We start from the raw sequence: 16,653 nt of genomic DNA, 5'->3' as shown, positions 1-16,653 counted from the left end.
AGCGTGCCGCAGCTCCTACAGGAGTGTTGCCGGCGGCGAAAGATTCATGACTTCTGCTCAACAGTGCTTTGCCCCAGCAGCGGTTTTTCCCAAGCACGCAGACGCGGATACTCCTGCCCATTCCCACTGCAACCCTGGAGTCATCAATGTCTGTTCCCGCTTTTGGTCTGGGTACGTTTCGCCTGCAAGGTCAGGTGGTCATCGATTCGGTGCGCACCGGCCTTGAACTCGGTTACCGCGCCATCGACACCGCGCAGATCTACGAGAACGAAGCCGAGGTCGGCCAGGCCATCGCCGCCAGCGGCATTGCTCGCGAAGAGCTGTTCATCACCAGCAAGATCTGGATCGCCAACTTCGCCAAGGACCGTCTCATCGACAGCCTCAAGGAAAGCCTGCAGAAACTGCAGACCGACTACCTCGACCTGACGCTGATCCACTGGCCGTCGCCGGAAGATCAGGTGCCAGTCGCCGAATTCATGGGCGTGCTGCTCGAAGCCAAGCGTCTGGGCCTGACCCGGCAGATCGGGGTGTCCAACTTCACCATCGACTTGATGCAACAAGCCATCGCAGCGGTTGGCGCGGAAAACATCGCCACCAACCAGATCGAACTGCACCCGTACCTGCAAAACCGCAAAGTGGTCGAGTTCGCCCGCAGCCAAGGCATCCAGATCACCTCCTACATGACCCTTGCCTATGGCGAAGTGCTGAAGGATCCGGTGATCCGGCAGATTGCTGAACGCCTGCAAGCGACCCCGGCGCAAGTCACCCTGGCCTGGGCGATGCAGTCGGGTTACGCGGTGATTCCATCGTCGACCAAACGCGCAAACCTGCAAAGCAACCTCGGCGCCACCACGCTGACCCTGAGCGAATCCGACATGGCGCTGATCGCCGGTCTGGAGCGCGGCCATCGTTTGACCAGCCCGAAAGGCATTGCCCCGCAGTGGGATTGATCGCTCAGTCCTGAAGCCGCTGCGCGAGGTCGTGCATGGCCCTGCGCAGCGTGTCCACCGAGCGGTGGACAGTCAGGGTTTCGGCGTCGCGACACGCCTGTTCGAGCTCCGCGCACGCCGCCGCCACCCGCGCGGCACCGACCATTTGCGCACCGCCCTTGATGTGATGCGCCAGGGTGCTTAATTCGCTCAGATCCTGTGGCTGGCGCGCAGCGTCCAGCTGTTGCAGATCGTCGTGCAGACTGCGCAACACTTGTTCGCGCAGGCGCTGCATCACCGCAGGATTGTCCCCGGCCATCTGCTCAAGCGCGCTCAGGTCGATCTCGGGCAACGGCGGTGCCGGGTCCGACAGCTGGTCACCGTCACCGCGACTGGCCGCCTTCAATGCCTGTTGCAGATCGTGCAAGCGAATTGGCTTGAACAGACAATCGTCCATGCCGGCCTCAAGACAACGGACTTTCTCCTCGACCTGCGCGTTGGCAGTGAAGCCGAGGATCAGGCAGCGTGCCCGACCGCTCGCCGCCTCTTCTTCACGAAGTGTCCGAGCGAGTTCGTAACCGTTGCGCCGGGGCATGTTGCAATCGGTGATCAGCACATCGAAAGCCTGTGTTCGCCAGCGCTGCAAGCCCAGCTCACCATCCTCGACATCGACCGTAGCGTGGCCCAGTTCACTCAGTTGCCGGCACAGGAGCAAGCGGTTGACCGGATGATCGTCCACCACCAGCACGCTCAGCGAACGCGCTGGCGTGTCCGCCACTTGCGGGCCTGCCGTCTCGGGTTCGAGCGCGGTCAACAGCGGCAGTTGCAGGTTTACCTCAACCCGCGTTCCATGCCCCGGCTCGCTGTCCAGGCGCAGTGTGCCGCCCATCATTTCGCAGAGGTTACGGCTGATCACCAGGCCCAATCCCGAGCCGCTACGCGCTGACTGGCCCTGGTTAGCGGCCTGGACGAACGGACTGAACAGGCGTTTGCGGTCATCGGCACTGATGCCGATTCCGCTGTCTGCAATCACCACCGCGACCGCCAGGATCCCGGACGGCCTCGCAGAGCATGACAAACGCAGGCTCACCTGACCCTGCTCGGTGAACTTGATCGCGTTGCTCAACAGGTTTGACAGCACTTGCTTGAAGCGTGTCGGGTCGAGCATGACGTCGACGTCACTGTGCGCATCCAGTTCGACCTGCCACAGCAGGCGTTTCTCCCGCGCCAGCCCTTCGAATACGCGGCACACCGCGATCACTTGTTCGCGCAGATTGGCCCGCTGCGGCGCGAGGGACAAATGCCCGGACTCGATGCGTGCGATATCGAGAATATCACCGATCAACGCCAGTAATTGCTGGCCGGCAGCGGACGCGACCTCGATTGCCAGCTTGTCGGTGACGCCCTCCTCGGCACGCTTGAGGGCCATTTCGAGCATGCCGATCAGGGCATTCATGGGGGTGCGGATTTCATGGCTCATGGTTGCCAGAAACGTAGTCTTGGCCCGATTGGCGTCGTCGGCGGCATCCTTGGCCTGCTGCAACTGTTGCAGCCACTGCTGACGCTGACGCAGCTGCGAGCGCTGAAAACCGATCCAGGCCAAGGCCAGCAACAGCAGCCCTGCCGCACCGGCAAACGCCAGCAGGATTTCGCGGCGATGACGCTGCCAGTAGCTCTCTTCCACGACCACGTCATGGCTCCAGCGCTCGACCAGTTCGTCCATCTGCTGCGGCGCGATGCTCAGCAACGCCTTGTTCAGAATCGTGTGCAGCGCCGTATCCTGCGCTGCGGTCGCCAGGGCAATGCGTGCTGGCTGATCGCCGATCGTGTTGGTGATGCGCAGGCGCTCGCGGTAATGGCGGGCGATCAGGAAACGCGCCACCAGCAGCGAGCTGACGGTCACGTCGGCCTGGCCTTTGGCGATCTGCTCCATGCCCTCGGCCGGGCTGCGCACCTCCACCAGGCGAATCCCGGGCACCTGCTGCAGAATAAAGTCGTGCAATGGATGACCGCGATAAATCGCCAGCCGCTTGCCCGGCAGATCGGCGAGGCTGCGCGGGCTGCCGGCCGTCGTCGCGCTGACCAGCACAAACGGATTATTCAGGTAGGCACGGGTGAATTGCAGCTCGGTTTCCCGTTCGCTGCTCGGGGTCACCACCGGCAGCACGTCGAGCTCACCGGCCTTGAGCTGCTCAATCTGACGATCCAGCGAACGCCCCCGAACCACTTCGAATTGCAGCCCGGTACGCTGACTGATCAGGTTGAGCAACTGCGCCGACAGCCCGTTGAATCGTCCGTCGGCATCAAAAAACGTCAGCGGTGCGAAGTCTTCGATCACGCCGACCCGCACCCGCGGATGTTGCTCCAGCCACTGCTGTTCGCTGGCACTGAGGCGCACCTGCGACTGCGCGGCCATTTGCGCGCGCCCTGCGCTCCAGCGCTGCTCGATCATTTGACGACGCTCCATGGGAATCGCCGCCAGCGCCTTGTCGATGATGCGTTTGAGGCGCACGTCACTGCGCAGCAGGGCGAAACCGAAGGGATTGGCATCCAGGCCCGAGGGCCCGGCCAGTTGCAGGTCATTGCGGTAATTGGTGTTGATCAGGTAATTGGCACTGATCAGATCGCCGAGATAGCCGTCATCGACACCGAACGCCACCGCACCCAGCGCATCCATTGCCGAGGAGTAACGCTGCACCTTCGCGTCGGGGTAGAACGCCTGCACGCTGGTCAGCGGCAGGTAGTCCTCGACCATGGCGATGCGTTTGCCTGCCAGGTCGGCCGGTAACGTTTCGTCGAGCCGGGTCACCAGCATCGGTTGGTCTTCGGCATAGGGGCGCGACAAGATGAAATCTGGATCGGCCAGCTCGAAATTGTTCGAGGTGCCCAGCAGATCGAGTTCGCCGCGCTTGAGTGCGCTCATCACCGCGTCGCGGTTTGCGTAGCGTTGCACCTCGATCCGAACCCCGAGCAGTTGCGCCAGCAACTCGGCATAGTCGGCGGTGAGACCTTCCAGCTCCTGCCGATTCCGCGTGATCTCGAACGGTGGATAATCGGGCCCGGAAATCCCCATGCGCAACGTCGGATGGCGGCGTAGCCACTGTTGATCCTGGGGGTCGAGCGGGACCTGAATGTTCTCCAGTGCTGCCTGGCTCAACAACTCCAGAGGCTGCGGCGACTCACTGGCCCAGCAGGTGGCCGTGATGCTCAACCAGAGCACGCACCACCAGCGTCGCAGATTCACTGTGCTACTCAGATCAAATCGTTGCGCTTGGCGAATTCGCGCAAGTACACCGCTGACTTTGAGTGCAGACCCAGCTTTTTTATCAAGCGGGTTTTGTAAGTGCTGACGGTCTTGTGGCTGAGGAACATTTCAGCGGCGATTTTCTTGTTGGGCTTGCCCAGGGCCAACTGCACGAGAATGTTCAGTTCTCGGTTGGAGAGCTCGTCGATCAGCTGTTTTTCGCTGCGGTGCGACGGGGTCGACACAGAGCCGCTATCAGGCAGTGCAGCAAAATAGGAGTAGCCCGACATCAGCGCCTGGACAGCCTTGTGCAATTGCAGCAACTGGTTGGTTTTAGCCACGTAACCCATGGCGCCACTACGCAGACAGCGATCCTGATAGTGCAGCGGATCCTGAGAAGTAAAAATCAGCACCCTGCATTCGGGGTCGTTGGCCTTGAGCCGCTCCAGCGCTTCCAGTCCACCCACCCCCGGCAACTTGAGATCGAGTATCACCAGTTCCGGTTTGTGCTCACGGCTAAGCTCCAGGGCTTCGCTGGCGCTCGACGCTTCATGAATCACCCTGAACCTTTCGGCTTCGAGCACAAGTTTCACGGCAGCCCGCACCACCGGATGATCGTCGACGATCAGCGCTGACTTCATGACCGCTCCCAGGGCAAAAACAAAACGATGGCGCCACCGGTAGCGGCTGTTCCGCCGGGGTGGCTGCGCAAGAACTGTTACACGGGAAGCCAGTCGTATCTACCTGTCAGATCTGACAGTTGCGCAAAAACGTAATTCGTGCTCAAGCCCGGCGTTGCAAGGCTGGCGCCGGGTTCCAGGCATTAGCTGCACACACCGGGGCAACGTCGACCCGCGCCATCAGGTGCTTGATCGCGGCCGCATTGGGCAAGGCGACGGGGCTGATCTGCAGGTTTTCCTGAGCGAAGCCGGCGGGTGTCAGCGCAGGCGCCGAGGGCTCGTTATAGATCAGCGCGTGGCGCACATGCGGGTTGTTGAGGAAAAACCCCGGCAGGTCCAGCGATCCGGCCGCCAGCTCGGCGTTGATAACCACCGCATCGAAGGGTTCACAGCCGTACTCCACCAGGGTCAGCAGCTCAAGCAGACTCTGTACCGGAGCGATGCGGAAGTATTCAAGGCCATTGAACAGGCGCTCGATTTTCATCCGGTGAAAATGCTGCGGATCGGCAATCAGGATGCGCAGGGTTTTATTGATCATGCTCGATCTCGTGGAGGTGGACGGGTGCGCCAAGACTACGCAAGCCTCAGGAGCAGTTCTGTAGGACTTTTCCTAAAAAACCGGTCATTCATCCGCACTCATGAGCCACGCCGAGTGGCGGCTCGAGGTTGTTGCCTTATTCCGTGGTACTCGGACTCCAGAACGCCTGCACCACCAGCGCTGAAGTCGAAATCCGCGCTACCAGCGCATCGAGTTCATCGCCGTCGACCGAAGTCGTCGCCAGCGTCGCTTCGATCTCGATTTCGTCGGCACCGAAGGCGTGTACATCGACATCGCTGGCCGGGTAATTGCTGCGTTCCAGCTCGGCTTCGAGCAGGGCGAACACGGCTTTCTGCTGTGAGCGCCGGGCGATGACATAGACAATGTTGGTGACTTCGGCCGAGACCACGTCCAGTGGCTGACGGTTGATGTTGTTGACGATCGGCCGCAGCAAGGTGTTGGCGGCCAGAATGAACAGCGTGCCGAGCACCGCTTCGGCCAGCAGGTCGGCACCGGCGCAGGCGCCAACGGCGGCTGACGTCCACAAGGTCGCGGCGGTGTTGAGGCCGCGCACGTTGCCTTCTTCGCGCATGATCACCCCGGCACCGAGAAAGCCGATGCCGGAGACCACGTAGGCGACCACCCGCACCGCGCCTTCAGCACCGCCGAGACGGTTGGCCATGTCGACGAAAATCGCCGCACCGACCGCCACCAGCACGTTGGTGCGCAGGCCGGCAGTGCGTTGCCGGTACTGGCGCTCGAACCCGATCAGGCCACCGAGGATGAACGCTGCGCTGAGGCTGACCAGCGTGTCGAGCAAAGAAGTCAGGTTGAGGTTGTTGATGGCTTGCATAGTCTTGTCCTTGAAAACATCCGAATCCCCTGTAGGAGTGAGCCTGCTCGCGATAGCGGTGTGTCAGTCGTTGAAATTTTGACTGACAGATTGCTATCGCGAGCAGGCTCACTCCTACAGAGGGAACAGCGTTGTCCTGTTGTTACTGCCAGCCGAACCGGCGGATGTAGAAGCCTTTCACCGCCTGGGTCAGCGCCATGTACGCCAGCAGGATCATCGGCAGGAACACGAAGTACATCGACGGCAGTGCCTGCAATTTGAAGTAGTTGGCCAGCGGCCCCATCGGCAGGAAGATTCCGACCGCCATGATGATCCCGGTCATCACCAGCAGCGGCATGGCTGCACGGCTTTGCAGGAACGGAATCTTCGGCGTGCGGATCATGTGCACGATCAGCGTCTGGGTCAGCAGCCCCACCACGAACCAGCCGGACTGGAACAGGGTCTGGTGGTCCGGGGTGTTGGCATCGAACACATACCACATCAAGGCGAACGTCAGGATGTCAAAGATCGAACTGATCGGGCCGAAGAACAGCATGAAGCGCCCGACATCAGCCGGCTGCCAGCGTTGCGGCTTCTTCAGCATCTCCTTGTCGACGTTGTCGAACGGAATCGCGATCTGTGAAATGTCGTAGAGCAGGTTCTGTACCAGCAGGTGCATCGGCAGCATCGGCAGGAACGGAATGAACGCACTGGCCACCAGCACCGAGAACACGTTGCCGAAGTTCGAGCTGGCAGTCATCTTGATGTACTTGAGCATGTTGGCGAAGGTCCGCCGCCCCTCGAGTACGCCCTCCTCCAGCACCATCAGGCTCTTTTCCAGGAGGATGATGTCAGCGGCTTCCTTGGCGATGTCTACCGCGCTGTCCACCGAGATTCCGATGTCGGCGGTGCGCAGCGCCGGGGCGTCGTTGATGCCGTCGCCCATGAAGCCGACCACATGCCCGTTGCCCTTGAGGATGCGCACGATGCGCTCCTTGTGCGACGGCGTCAGCTTGGCGAAGACGTTGGTTTTTTCTACCGCCACGGCCAGCTCGGCGTCGCTCATGCGCTCGACATCGTTGCCCATCAGCAAGCCCTGTTGGGCCAGACCGACTTCGCGGCAAATCTTCGCGGTCACCAGTTCGTTGTCACCGGTCAGCACTTTGACCGCCACACCGTGCTCGGCCAAAGCCTTGAGTGCCGGCGCGGTGCTTTCCTTCGGTGGATCAAGGAACGCCACGTAACCGATCAGCGTCAGTTCCTGCTCATCGGCCAGGCTGTAGGTGTCGCGACCTTCCGGCATCGAGCGGGCAGCCACTGCCACCACGCGCAAGCCTTCAGCGTTGAATGCTGCGGTGACCTGACGAATCCGGGTCAGCAATTCATCGCTCAAGGCTTCCTCGACGTCACCGTGCTGCACACGGGTGCACACCGCCAGCACTTCTTCCACCGCACCTTTGCAGATCAGTTGATGTGGCTGGCCACGCCCTTCGACCACCACCGACATGCGCCGGCGATTGAAGTCGAACGGAATCTCATCGACCTTGCGAAATGCCGTGCCGACTTTCAGTTCACGGTGAATTTCCACATGTTCCAGCACCGCCACGTCGAGCAGGTTTTTCAGCCCGGTCTGGTAGTAGCTGTTGAGGTAGGCCATTTCCAGCACGTCATCGGAGTCTTCACCCCAGACGTCGACATTGCGCGCGAGGAAGATCTTGTCCTGGGTCAGGGTGCCGGTCTTGTCGGTGCACAGCACGTCCATCGCGCCGAAGTTCTGGATCGCGTCCAGACGCTTGACGATGACCTTTTTGCGCGACAGGAACACCGCACCTTTGGCCAGGGTCGAGGTGACGATCATCGGCAGCATTTCCGGGGTCAGGCCCACGGCAATCGACAGCGCGAACAGCAGCGCTTCGGTCCAGTCGCCCTTGGTGAAACCGTTGATGAACAGCACCAGCGGCGCCATGACGAACATGAAGCGGATCAGCAGCCAGCTGACTTTGTTCACGCCCAGCTGGAACGAGGTCACCGCGCGGTCAGTTGCGCCCACACGCTGTGCCAACGCGCCGAAATAGGTGCTGTTGCCCGTGGTGAGAATCACCGCCACCGCCGTGCCGGACACCACGTTGGTGCCCATGAACAGAATGTTCTCCAGCTCCAGCGGATTGCGCGTGTCGCGGTCGGCCTGACGGGCGAATTTTTCCACCGGCATCGATTCACCGGTCATCGCCGCCTGGCTGACGAACAGGTCCTTGGCGCTGAGCACCCGGCAGTCGGCGGGAATCATGTCGCCGGCGGACAGCACGATCAGGTCGCCCGGCACCAGCTGCTTGATCGGCAGTTCGATGCGCGGCTCGTCGCGGCGCATCACCGTGGCGGTGTTGCTGACCATCGCCTTGAGCGCGTCGGCGGCCTGGTTGGATTTGCTTTCCTGCCAGAAGCGCAGCAGCGTCGACAGCACCACCATGGAGAAAATCACCGTGGCGGCTTTCAGGTCTTCGGTCAGCCACGAAATCACCGCCAACAGGGTCAGCAGCAGGTTGAACGGGTTTTTGTAGCAGTGCCACAGATGGGTCCACCATGGCAGCGGCTGCTCGTGTTCGACTTCGTTGAGGCCGTACTGCGCACGCAGGGCGTCGACTTCAAAATCGGTCAGGCCGTCGGTGTGAGTACCCAGTGACGACAGCAGTTCACCGCTGTCGCGATGGGCTGCATCGACCAGGGTGTTGGCCAGGGTGGGCGGGACTTCACGGCTGACCGTGGTGTCGGTGATCGATTCCAGCAGCGCCAGACGGCGGAAGTGCCGGGCGATGTGGCGTGTGCGCAGGAAGCCTGCGAAAAATTCCTTGAGCGTAAGTTTCATGGCTGTTGCCCCTATGGTCAGCCGGGAAACCGTCGAGCAGGTACGACCGCGCCTCGTACGCCGGAAAATCCGGCACGGCAAGGCTTGGCGCGCCGATCACAAAGGACAGGCGTGTCGATAGGTTTGCGATCGCGACCACACGGTCGAAATCACATACTTTCAGTGTCGATGAGAAGGACGTCGGGACATGGTCTCAACTGACCATGATCGGGATGCCGCTGCTCGCTTTACGGCGAGACAACGGCAGAGAAAGGCTGCGCGTTATCTTGCCGAGAATCTGCCGGTTACCGAGACCGGCCGACAACTGTCACTCGAACAAGTACCCACTGTGGGTCTCCGCTATTGATGAAAACGCGCGAAGCTTACGCCTCGATGATGGATGAGTAAACCCGTGTAAGAAGGTGTGTCGGGGATGTTCAGGAAGGGTTCAGGTTTCGGATTTTCAGCATTTCTGATGGCCCTATCGCGAGCAGGCTCACTCCTACAGTTGTCCTGCGTGCACAGAACATTGTAGGAGTGAGCCTGCTCGCGATAGCGGTATTACAGACGACGCAAAACTCAGCTGGCCGTCGCCAACAACAGATCCGCTACCGAACGATGCCCACGGTTCTTGCCATGCTCATACAGCGAACCGGCAATCTCGTCGGCACGCACCGGCAACACCGACAGCAATGTATCACTCAGGCCATGGCTGGCCTGGCAGAAGCCCTGCATGTACAGACCGGCCTTGCAGCGTTCGTCGGTGATCAGTTTGTAGTTGCGATCGACCTCGAAATCACCGAGGTATTCTTCCAGCGGTGCCAACAGTTTGCGGTGCATCTGCCGCTCGTAACCGGTGGCCAGGACCACGGCGTCATAGATACGCACGGTGACTTCGCCGGTGGCGTTGTTGCGCACCGCCAGTTCGATGCCGCGTTCGGTGGCCGTGGCGCTCTCGACGGTGGTCAGGGTACGGAACGCATGACGGGCGATGCCCGAGACTTTCTGGCGATAGAAGATGCCGTAGATGCGTTCGATCAGGTCGATGTCGACCACTGAGTAGTTGGTGTTGTGGTACTCGTTGACCAGGCGCTCACGCTCGGCGCTGTTTTGCTGGAACACCAGATCGGTGAACTCCGGCGAGAACACTTCGTTGACGAACGGGCTGTCGTCCGCAGGCTTGAGGGCCGAACCGCGCAGGATCATGTCGACCTGCACCGACGGGAACGAATCGTTCAGATCGATAAAGGCTTCCGCCGCGCTCTGCCCGCCGCCGATGATCGCGATGCTCATCGGTTGGTTGTTCACACACGGCTGTTTGGCCATCTGCGACAGATACTGCGAGTGGTGGAACACGCGGCTGTCACCCTTCAGCGCCTTGAACGCCTCCGGAATACGCGGTGTGCCGCCGGCGCTGACCACCACCGAACGCGCAGTGCGCACCAACTGCTGGCCTTCGCTGTCGCGGGAGATCACGCGCAATGCTTCAACCTGATGGTTGTGCAGCACCGGTTCGATGGTCAGCACTTCTTCGCCATAGCGGCTCTGCTCGGTGAACTGCCCGGCAACCCAGCGCAGGTAGTCGTTGTACTCCATGCGGCACGGGTAGAAGGTGCCGAGGTTGATGAAGTCCACCAGACGGCCGTGAGCCTTCAGGTAATTGACGAACGAGTACGGGCTGGTCGGGTTGCGCAGGGTCACCAGATCCTTGAGGAAGGAAATCTGCAATTCGCTTTGGGTCGACAGGGTGTTGCCGTGCCAGCTGTAGTTGGCCTGCTTGTCGAGGAACAGCACATCCAGCTCGCCGTGGGTCGGGCCGCGCTCTTGCAGAGCGATGGCCAGCGCCAGGTTCGAAGGGCCGAAACCGACGCCGATCAGGTCGTGAACGATGGGCGATGCAATTGCCTGAGTCATTTCCAGTGTCCTCTGGATGAACCCCTCAACAAGGGGAAAGGAGAGCCTAAGTGACCCGACTGGCCTTGAGCAGGACAGCAGGTCGTCTGTTGAGTAGGAACGAGGACAGTGAAATAAAATTTAGCGATGGCGGCTCAATGGGCATCCCATTGCTTGATGCGCAGACGGCAATGCTTCATCGCATTGACGATGTGTTTTTCCACCAGTGCCTTGGAAATTCCCAGCTGTTCGGCAATCTGCGGGTGCGACAGGCCTTCGATCTTGCGCAGCAGAAAACTGTCGCGGCACAGCGGCGACAATTCCGCCAGTGCACGCTGGAGCATCTCCAGACGCTGGCCGTGATCGAGAGTGCCATGGGGCGACGGGGTGAAATAGCGCTCTTCGCTGTCGAGCACTTCCAGTGGCTCGACCTGGCGCAAGGCGTTGCGCCGATGATCGTCGATCACCAGATTCAACGCAGTGCGATAAAGAAAGGCCCGGGGCTGCTCGATGGGCGTGTCGCTGGAGCGTTCCAGAACCCGCACATAAGCGTCATGCACCACATCTTCGGCGACCTGACGGTTGCCGAGCTTGGCGTTCAGGAAACACACCAGCTCGCGATAGTAGTTTTCCAACATGACTCCCGGCCGCTTCGATGCGGATTCGATCCTTGAGCACACTGATCGACGGCCCGCGAACACGGGTAGCAAGATAGTGGCAACTGAGGTGCGTAATTTATAGTAATTCTCATATAGATTTAAAGTGGCGTTTGTCGTTGCCCGCTAAATAGTGCCGTTCCATACCTGTAACATCCTGTGTCTTCGCTTAAATTCCCCCGCGTATTCATCGTTTACAGGACAGCTCCCCGTGTCTGTCGCGCCCTGCGACAGCGTTCAACGGCTGCGCGCTGTGGCGTGCAGCCGGACGACGGGCCGAATTCCACTGGCCGGAACCCTGCATGAAACGTCCCCGCCCCGCTCGACGCGCCCTGCTCGCAGTCCTTTGTCTGATTCCTGTTGTTGCCTACGCCGCGTGGCAAATCATGCCTCCGGGACGCGACCGTTTTGCCACCGTGCAAGTCAGTCGTGGCGACATCGAAAGCAGCGTCACCGCACTGGGCACTCTGCAACCGCGCCGATATGTCGATGTGGGTGCGCAGGCCTCCGGGCAGATCCAGAAAATCCACGTCGAAGTCGGTGACGTGGTCAAGGAAGGTCAACTGCTGGTGGAAATCGATCCGTCCACGCAGAAGGCCAAACTCGACGCCGGACGCTTCTCCATCGAAAACCTTAAGGCGCAATTGCAGGAGCAACGCGCCCAGCATGAACTGGCGCGGCAGAAGTATCAGCGCCAGCAGAATCTCGTGGCCGGCGGCGCCACCCGTGAAGAAGACGTGCAGACCGCCCGCGCCGAACTGAAAGCCACTCAGGCCCGCGTCGACATGTTCCAGGCACAGATCCGCCAGGCTGAAGCGAGCCTGCGCAGCGATCAGGCTGAACTCGGCTACACGCGGATTTATGCGCCGATGGCCGGCACCGTGGTTGCCCTCGACGCCCGCGAAGGCCAGACCCTCAACGCGCAACAGCAGACGCCGCTGATCCTGCGCATCGCCAAGCTGTCACCGATGACCGTGTGGGCCGAGGTTTCCGAGGCTGACATCGGTCACGTCAAACCGGGCATGACCGCCTACTTCACCACCCTCAGCGGCGGTCAGCGGCGCTGGAGCAGCACCGTGCGGCAGATCCTGCCGGTGCCGCCCAAGCCGCTGGATCAGACCAGCCAGGGCGGCGGCAGCCCGGCCAGCAGCAGCAAAAGCGGCAGCGCCCGCGTTGTGCTGTACACGGTTTTGCTCGACGTCGATAACGCCGACAACGCCTTGATGGCCGAGATGACCACCCAGGTGTTTTTCGTCGCCAATCAGGCCAAAGGCGTGCTCACCGCGCCGGTCGCCGCGTTGCAGGGCAGCACCACGGCCAACCTGCAAACCGCGCAGGTGGTGGCGGCCAACGGCGACATCCAGCAACGCGAGGTACGCACCGGCATCAGCGACCGGCTCAAGGTGCAGATTGTCGACGGCCTCAACGAAGGCGATCACCTGTTGATCGGCCCGGTCGACGGCAGCGGAGGCTGAATGCAAACGCCTCTGATCGACCTGCAGGACATTCGTAAATCCTACGGTGGTGGCGATGCACCTGAAGTGCACGTGCTGCGCGGCATCGACCTGTCGATCCACGCCGGTGAATTCGTGGCGATTGTCGGCGCTTCCGGCTCCGGCAAATCGACCCTGATGAACATCCTCGGCTGCCTCGACCGGCCGACCTCCGGCGAGTATCGCTTTGCCGGGGAAAACGTCGCCGGCCTCGACAGCGACGAGCTGGCCTGGCTGCGCCGCGAAGCCTTTGGATTTGTGTTCCAGGGCTATCACCTGATTCCGTCCGGCTCGGCCCAGGAAAACGTCGAGATGCCGGCGATCTATGCCGGCACCCCGGCCGCCGAGCGTCACGCCCGCGCCGCCGCCCTGCTCGACCGCCTCGGTCTGGCCTCGCGCACCGGCAATCGCCCGCATCAATTGTCCGGCGGTCAGCAGCAACGGGTGTCGATTGCCCGGGCGTTGATGAACGGCGGCCACATCATCCTCGCCGACGAACCCACCGGCGCCCTCGACAGCCACAGCGGCAAAGAAGTGATGACGCTGCTCGATGAGCTGGCGAGCCAGGGCCACGTAGTGATCCTCATCACCCACGACCGCGAAGTCGCGGCCCGGGCCAAACGCATCATCGAAATACGCGACGGCCTGATCATCAGCGACAGCGCCCGCGATGATCCCCACGCCCAGACCAGCGCCAACCCCGGCGCGCTGCAAGCGGTGGATCTGCGCCAGCGTCTGGCCGACGGCGCCGAAGCCACTGGCGCGTGGAAAGGTGAACTGGTCGATGCCCTGCATGCCGCGTGGCGGGTGATGTGGATCAACCGCTTTCGCACAGCGCTGACCCTGCTCGGGATCATCATCGGCGTGGCGTCGGTGGTGGTGATGCTGGCGGTCGGTGAAGGCAGCAAACGCCAGGTGATGGCGCAGATGGGCGCCTTCGGTTCAAACATTATTTACCTCAGCGGCTCAGCGCCCAACCCGCGCACGCCGCCGGGGATCATCACCCTCGACGATGTGCACGCGCTGGCCAGCCTGCCGCAAGTGCAGCGGATCATGCCGGTCAACGGCGCCGAGGCCGGCGTACGTTACGGTAATGCCGACCACCTGAGTTACGTCGGTGGCAACGACACCAACTTCCCGGCGATCTTCAACTGGCCGGTGGTGCAAGGCAGTTACTTCACCGAGGCCGATGAGCAGAATGCTGCAGCCGTCGCGGTGATCGGCCACAAAGTCCGCAGCAAACTGCTCAAGGATGTGCCGAACCCGATCGGCCAATTCATCCTGATCGAGAATGTGCCGTTCCAGGTAGTCGGCGTGCTCGCCGAAAAGGGCGCCAGCTCCGGCGACTCCGACAGTGATAACCGCATCGCCATCCCCTATTCGGCGGCCAGCGTGCGGCTGTTCGGCACGCGCAATCCGGAATACGTGGCCATTGCCGCCGCCGACGCGCGCAAGGTCAAGGACACCGAGCAGGCCATCGAGCAACTGATGCTGCGCCTGCACAACGGCAAGAAGGATTTCGAACTGACCAACAACGCCGCGATGATCCAGGCCGAGGCCCGCACCCAGAACACCCTGTCGCTGATGCTCGGTTCGATTGCGGCGATTTCGCTGCTGGTCGGCGGCATCGGCGTGATGAACATCATGCTCATGACCGTGCGCGAGCGGACTCGCGAGATCGGCATTCGCATGGCCACCGGCGCCCGCCAGCGCGACATCCTCCGGCAGTTCCTCACCGAAGCGGTGATGCTCTCGGTGGTCGGCGGCATTGCCGGGATCGCCCTGGCCTTGATTGTCGGCGGCGTGCTGATCCTCAGCGAAGTGGCCGTGGCCTTTTCCTTGATGGCGGTACTCGGCGCCTTCGGCTGCGCCTTGGTCACCGGTGTTGTCTTCGGCTTCATGCCTGCCCGCAAAGCTGCCCGGCTCGACCCGGTCACAGCCCTTACCAGTGAATGATCGATTTATGAAACCGCGCCTCAGCCTGTTGACCGTGTGCCTGATCCTCAGTGCCTGCGGCAGTCCCGTTCAACGCCCGGACAGCGGTGTGCAGGCGCCTGCTGCCTGGCAGTCGCCCCATGGCGCCAGCGTTGCCCGCAATAGCCCGCAGTGGTGGACGCAATTTGGCAGCCCGGAACTGGATCGTCTGATCGAACAGGCTCGCGTCGGCAGTTTCGACCTCGCGGCCGCCGTCGCTCGAGTGCGTCAAGCGCAGGCAGGCACTGTCATCGCTGGCGGCTCTCAGTTGCCGGAGGTCAAGGCCGGCCTGAATGCTAATCGGCAGAAACTGCTGCGCGGCAATGGCTACAGCCAACTCGATGCCAACAGCAGCAACAAGGCTGTGGACTATTTCGATACCAACCTGAGCGCCACTTACGAAATCGATTTCTGGGGCGGCAAACGCGCCTCGCGCGACAGTGCGCAGTTCGCCCTGCAGGCCAGCGAATTCGACCGGGCGACGGTCGAACTGACATTGCTCAGCGGCGTTGCCAGCACGTATGCGCAAACCTTGTCGCTACGCGAGCAGAGCCGCATCGCCGAACTCAATCTGGCCAACGCGCAAAGCGTGCTGAAACTGGTGCAGACGCGGTTTGATTCAGGCTCAGCCACTGCGTTGGAACTGGCGCAACAGAAGAGCCTGGTCGCCGCCCAGCAATGGCAATTGCCGCGCGTGCAACAGCAAGCCCAGGACGCGCTGATCAGCCTCGCCGCCCTCCTCGGCCGACCGGTGCAGCAACTGTCGGCGACAGAGTCCTTCGAGCACCTGCAATGGCCAGACATCGCCGCCGGCGTGCCCAGCGAGTTGCTCACGCATCGTCCGGACATCGCACGCGCCGAAGCCCAACTGGCCGCCGCCGAAGCTGACGTCAAAGTCGCTCGCGCGGCCATGTTGCCGGCACTGACCCTGACCGCCCAACTCGGCTCGGGCGCCAATCAGTTCGACGATTTGATTCGCAGCCCTTTCTACAACCTGACCGCCGGGCTGGTCGCACCGATTTTCAATAACGGTCGCCTCGGCGCTGAACGCGACAAGGCCTCTGCGCGCCAGCAAGAGCTGCTGGAAACTTACCGTGGAGCGATCATCAACGGTTTCGCCGATGTGGAAAAAGCGCTCAATAGCATTCGTCGCCTGGATGAGCAGCGGTTGTGGCAGAACGAAGAACTGAATCAGGCACAGACCGCGTTCGACATCGCACAGAGCCGTTACCAGGCCGGCGCTGAAGACATGCTGACTGTCCTCGAAACCCAGCGCACCTTGTACGCAGCGCAGGATCAGAACGTGCAACTGCGCCTGGCGCGGATGCAGGCGAGCATTGCGCTGTACAAGGCGCTTGGTGGCGGGTGGCAGACCTTGTAATTGCGGCGACTGACAGATCGCCTTCGCGAGCAAGCTCGCTCCCACATTTGATCGTGTTCCATCAGCAGGAATGCGTTCTCATGCAGGAGTCAGCCAGCTCGCGATGGCGGTGGCTCAGGCAATTGAATGTCGACTGGTCGGGCGCTATCGCGAGCAGGCTCACTCCTATAGGGTGTCCGGGGTCAGTCCGG

11 protein-coding genes are annotated in these 16,653 nt (G+C 61.6%); 4 read left to right on the top strand and 7 right to left on the bottom strand.

Features of this window, described 5'->3' with window-relative positions; genetic code table 11:
- Positions 1–146 precede the first annotated feature (146 nt).
- Positions 147–950 (top strand): 2,5-didehydrogluconate reductase DkgB, encoded by an 804-nt coding sequence (gene dkgB, locus ACOYXI_RS00935; protein ID WP_210557522.1) that lies wholly within the window; start codon positions 147–149, stop codon positions 948–950.
- Positions 951–954: 4 nt separating this feature from the next.
- Here the strand turns inward: dkgB and ACOYXI_RS00930 are convergent, their stop codons facing one another.
- From ACOYXI_RS00930 to ACOYXI_RS00900, 7 genes are all read right to left on the bottom strand, one after another.
- Positions 955–4,173, bottom strand: coding sequence for a transporter substrate-binding domain-containing protein (locus ACOYXI_RS00930; RefSeq protein WP_461674142.1), 3,219 nt, complete (start codon positions 4,171–4,173; stop codon positions 955–957).
- 8 nt (positions 4,174–4,181) lie between these two features.
- A complete protein-coding gene (locus tag ACOYXI_RS00925; RefSeq protein ID WP_098968015.1) occupies positions 4,182–4,814 on the bottom strand; it encodes a response regulator transcription factor in 633 nt (210 codons plus the stop codon).
- Positions 4,815–4,956: 142 nt separating this feature from the next.
- Entirely contained in the window at positions 4,957–5,391 is a 435-nt protein-coding gene (locus ACOYXI_RS00920) for a chemotaxis protein CheY (protein ID WP_134785897.1), read from the bottom strand.
- A 136-nt stretch (positions 5,392–5,527) separates the two neighbouring features.
- Entirely contained in the window at positions 5,528–6,244 is a 717-nt protein-coding gene (locus tag ACOYXI_RS00915) for an MgtC/SapB family protein (RefSeq protein WP_007968289.1), read from the bottom strand.
- Positions 6,245–6,386: 142 nt separating this feature from the next.
- Positions 6,387–9,086 (bottom strand): magnesium-translocating P-type ATPase, encoded by a 2,700-nt coding sequence (gene mgtA / locus ACOYXI_RS00910; protein ID WP_225138208.1) that lies wholly within the window; start codon positions 9,084–9,086, stop codon positions 6,387–6,389.
- Positions 9,087–9,644: 558 nt separating this feature from the next.
- On the bottom strand, positions 9,645–10,979 hold the full coding sequence (locus tag ACOYXI_RS00905) for a lysine N(6)-hydroxylase/L-ornithine N(5)-oxygenase family protein (RefSeq protein ID WP_097087697.1): 1,335 nt from the start codon (positions 10,977–10,979) through the stop codon (positions 9,645–9,647).
- A gap of 134 nt (positions 10,980–11,113) precedes the next feature.
- Positions 11,114–11,596 (bottom strand): sigma-70 family RNA polymerase sigma factor, encoded by a 483-nt coding sequence (locus tag ACOYXI_RS00900; protein ID WP_027614027.1) that lies wholly within the window; start codon positions 11,594–11,596, stop codon positions 11,114–11,116.
- A 320-nt stretch (positions 11,597–11,916) separates the two neighbouring features.
- Between ACOYXI_RS00900 and ACOYXI_RS00895 the strand changes: the two genes are divergently transcribed.
- From ACOYXI_RS00895 to ACOYXI_RS00885, 3 genes are read left to right on the top strand one after another with little or no spacing between them, the layout of a single operon-like run.
- Positions 11,917–13,089 (top strand): efflux RND transporter periplasmic adaptor subunit, encoded by a 1,173-nt coding sequence (locus ACOYXI_RS00895; protein ID WP_135295339.1) that lies wholly within the window; start codon positions 11,917–11,919, stop codon positions 13,087–13,089.
- Positions 13,090–15,063, top strand: a complete 1,974-nt coding sequence (locus ACOYXI_RS00890) for a MacB family efflux pump subunit (RefSeq protein ID WP_461674141.1) — start codon at positions 13,090–13,092, stop codon at positions 15,061–15,063.
- Positions 15,064–15,070: 7 nt separating this feature from the next.
- Complete coding sequence (locus ACOYXI_RS00885; RefSeq protein ID WP_461674140.1) at positions 15,071–16,462, top strand: efflux transporter outer membrane subunit; 1,392 nt, start codon at positions 15,071–15,073, stop codon at positions 16,460–16,462.
- Positions 16,463–16,653: the final 191 nt, after the last annotated feature.

It is taken from the genome of Pseudomonas sp. G3-19 (assembly GCF_054855875.1).
Note: the sequence above shows the minus strand (reverse complement) of the source record. Positions and strands in the feature narration are given on the sequence as shown.

Excerpts from the sequence above, each read along its gene's own strand:
- dkgB (WP_210557522.1), top strand. The coding sequence starts at position 147 with ATGTCTGTTCCCGCTTTTGGTCTGGGTACGTTTCGCCTGCAAGGTCAG.
- ACOYXI_RS00925 (WP_098968015.1), bottom strand. The coding sequence starts at position 4,814 with ATGAAGTCAGCGCTGATCGTCGACGATCATCCGGTGGTGCGGGCTGCC.
- ACOYXI_RS00920 (WP_134785897.1), bottom strand. The coding sequence starts at position 5,391 with ATGATCAATAAAACCCTGCGCATCCTGATTGCCGATCCGCAGCATTTT.
- ACOYXI_RS00915 (WP_007968289.1), bottom strand. The coding sequence starts at position 6,244 with ATGCAAGCCATCAACAACCTCAACCTGACTTCTTTGCTCGACACGCTG.
- mgtA (WP_225138208.1), bottom strand. The coding sequence starts at position 9,086 with ATGAAACTTACGCTCAAGGAATTTTTCGCAGGCTTCCTGCGCACACGC.
- ACOYXI_RS00905 (WP_097087697.1), bottom strand. The coding sequence starts at position 10,979 with ATGACTCAGGCAATTGCATCGCCCATCGTTCACGACCTGATCGGCGTC.
- ACOYXI_RS00900 (WP_027614027.1), bottom strand. The coding sequence starts at position 11,596 with ATGTTGGAAAACTACTATCGCGAGCTGGTGTGTTTCCTGAACGCCAAG.
- ACOYXI_RS00895 (WP_135295339.1), top strand. The coding sequence starts at position 11,917 with ATGAAACGTCCCCGCCCCGCTCGACGCGCCCTGCTCGCAGTCCTTTGT.
- ACOYXI_RS00890 (WP_461674141.1), top strand. The coding sequence starts at position 13,090 with ATGCAAACGCCTCTGATCGACCTGCAGGACATTCGTAAATCCTACGGT.
- ACOYXI_RS00885 (WP_461674140.1), top strand. The coding sequence starts at position 15,071 with ATGAAACCGCGCCTCAGCCTGTTGACCGTGTGCCTGATCCTCAGTGCC.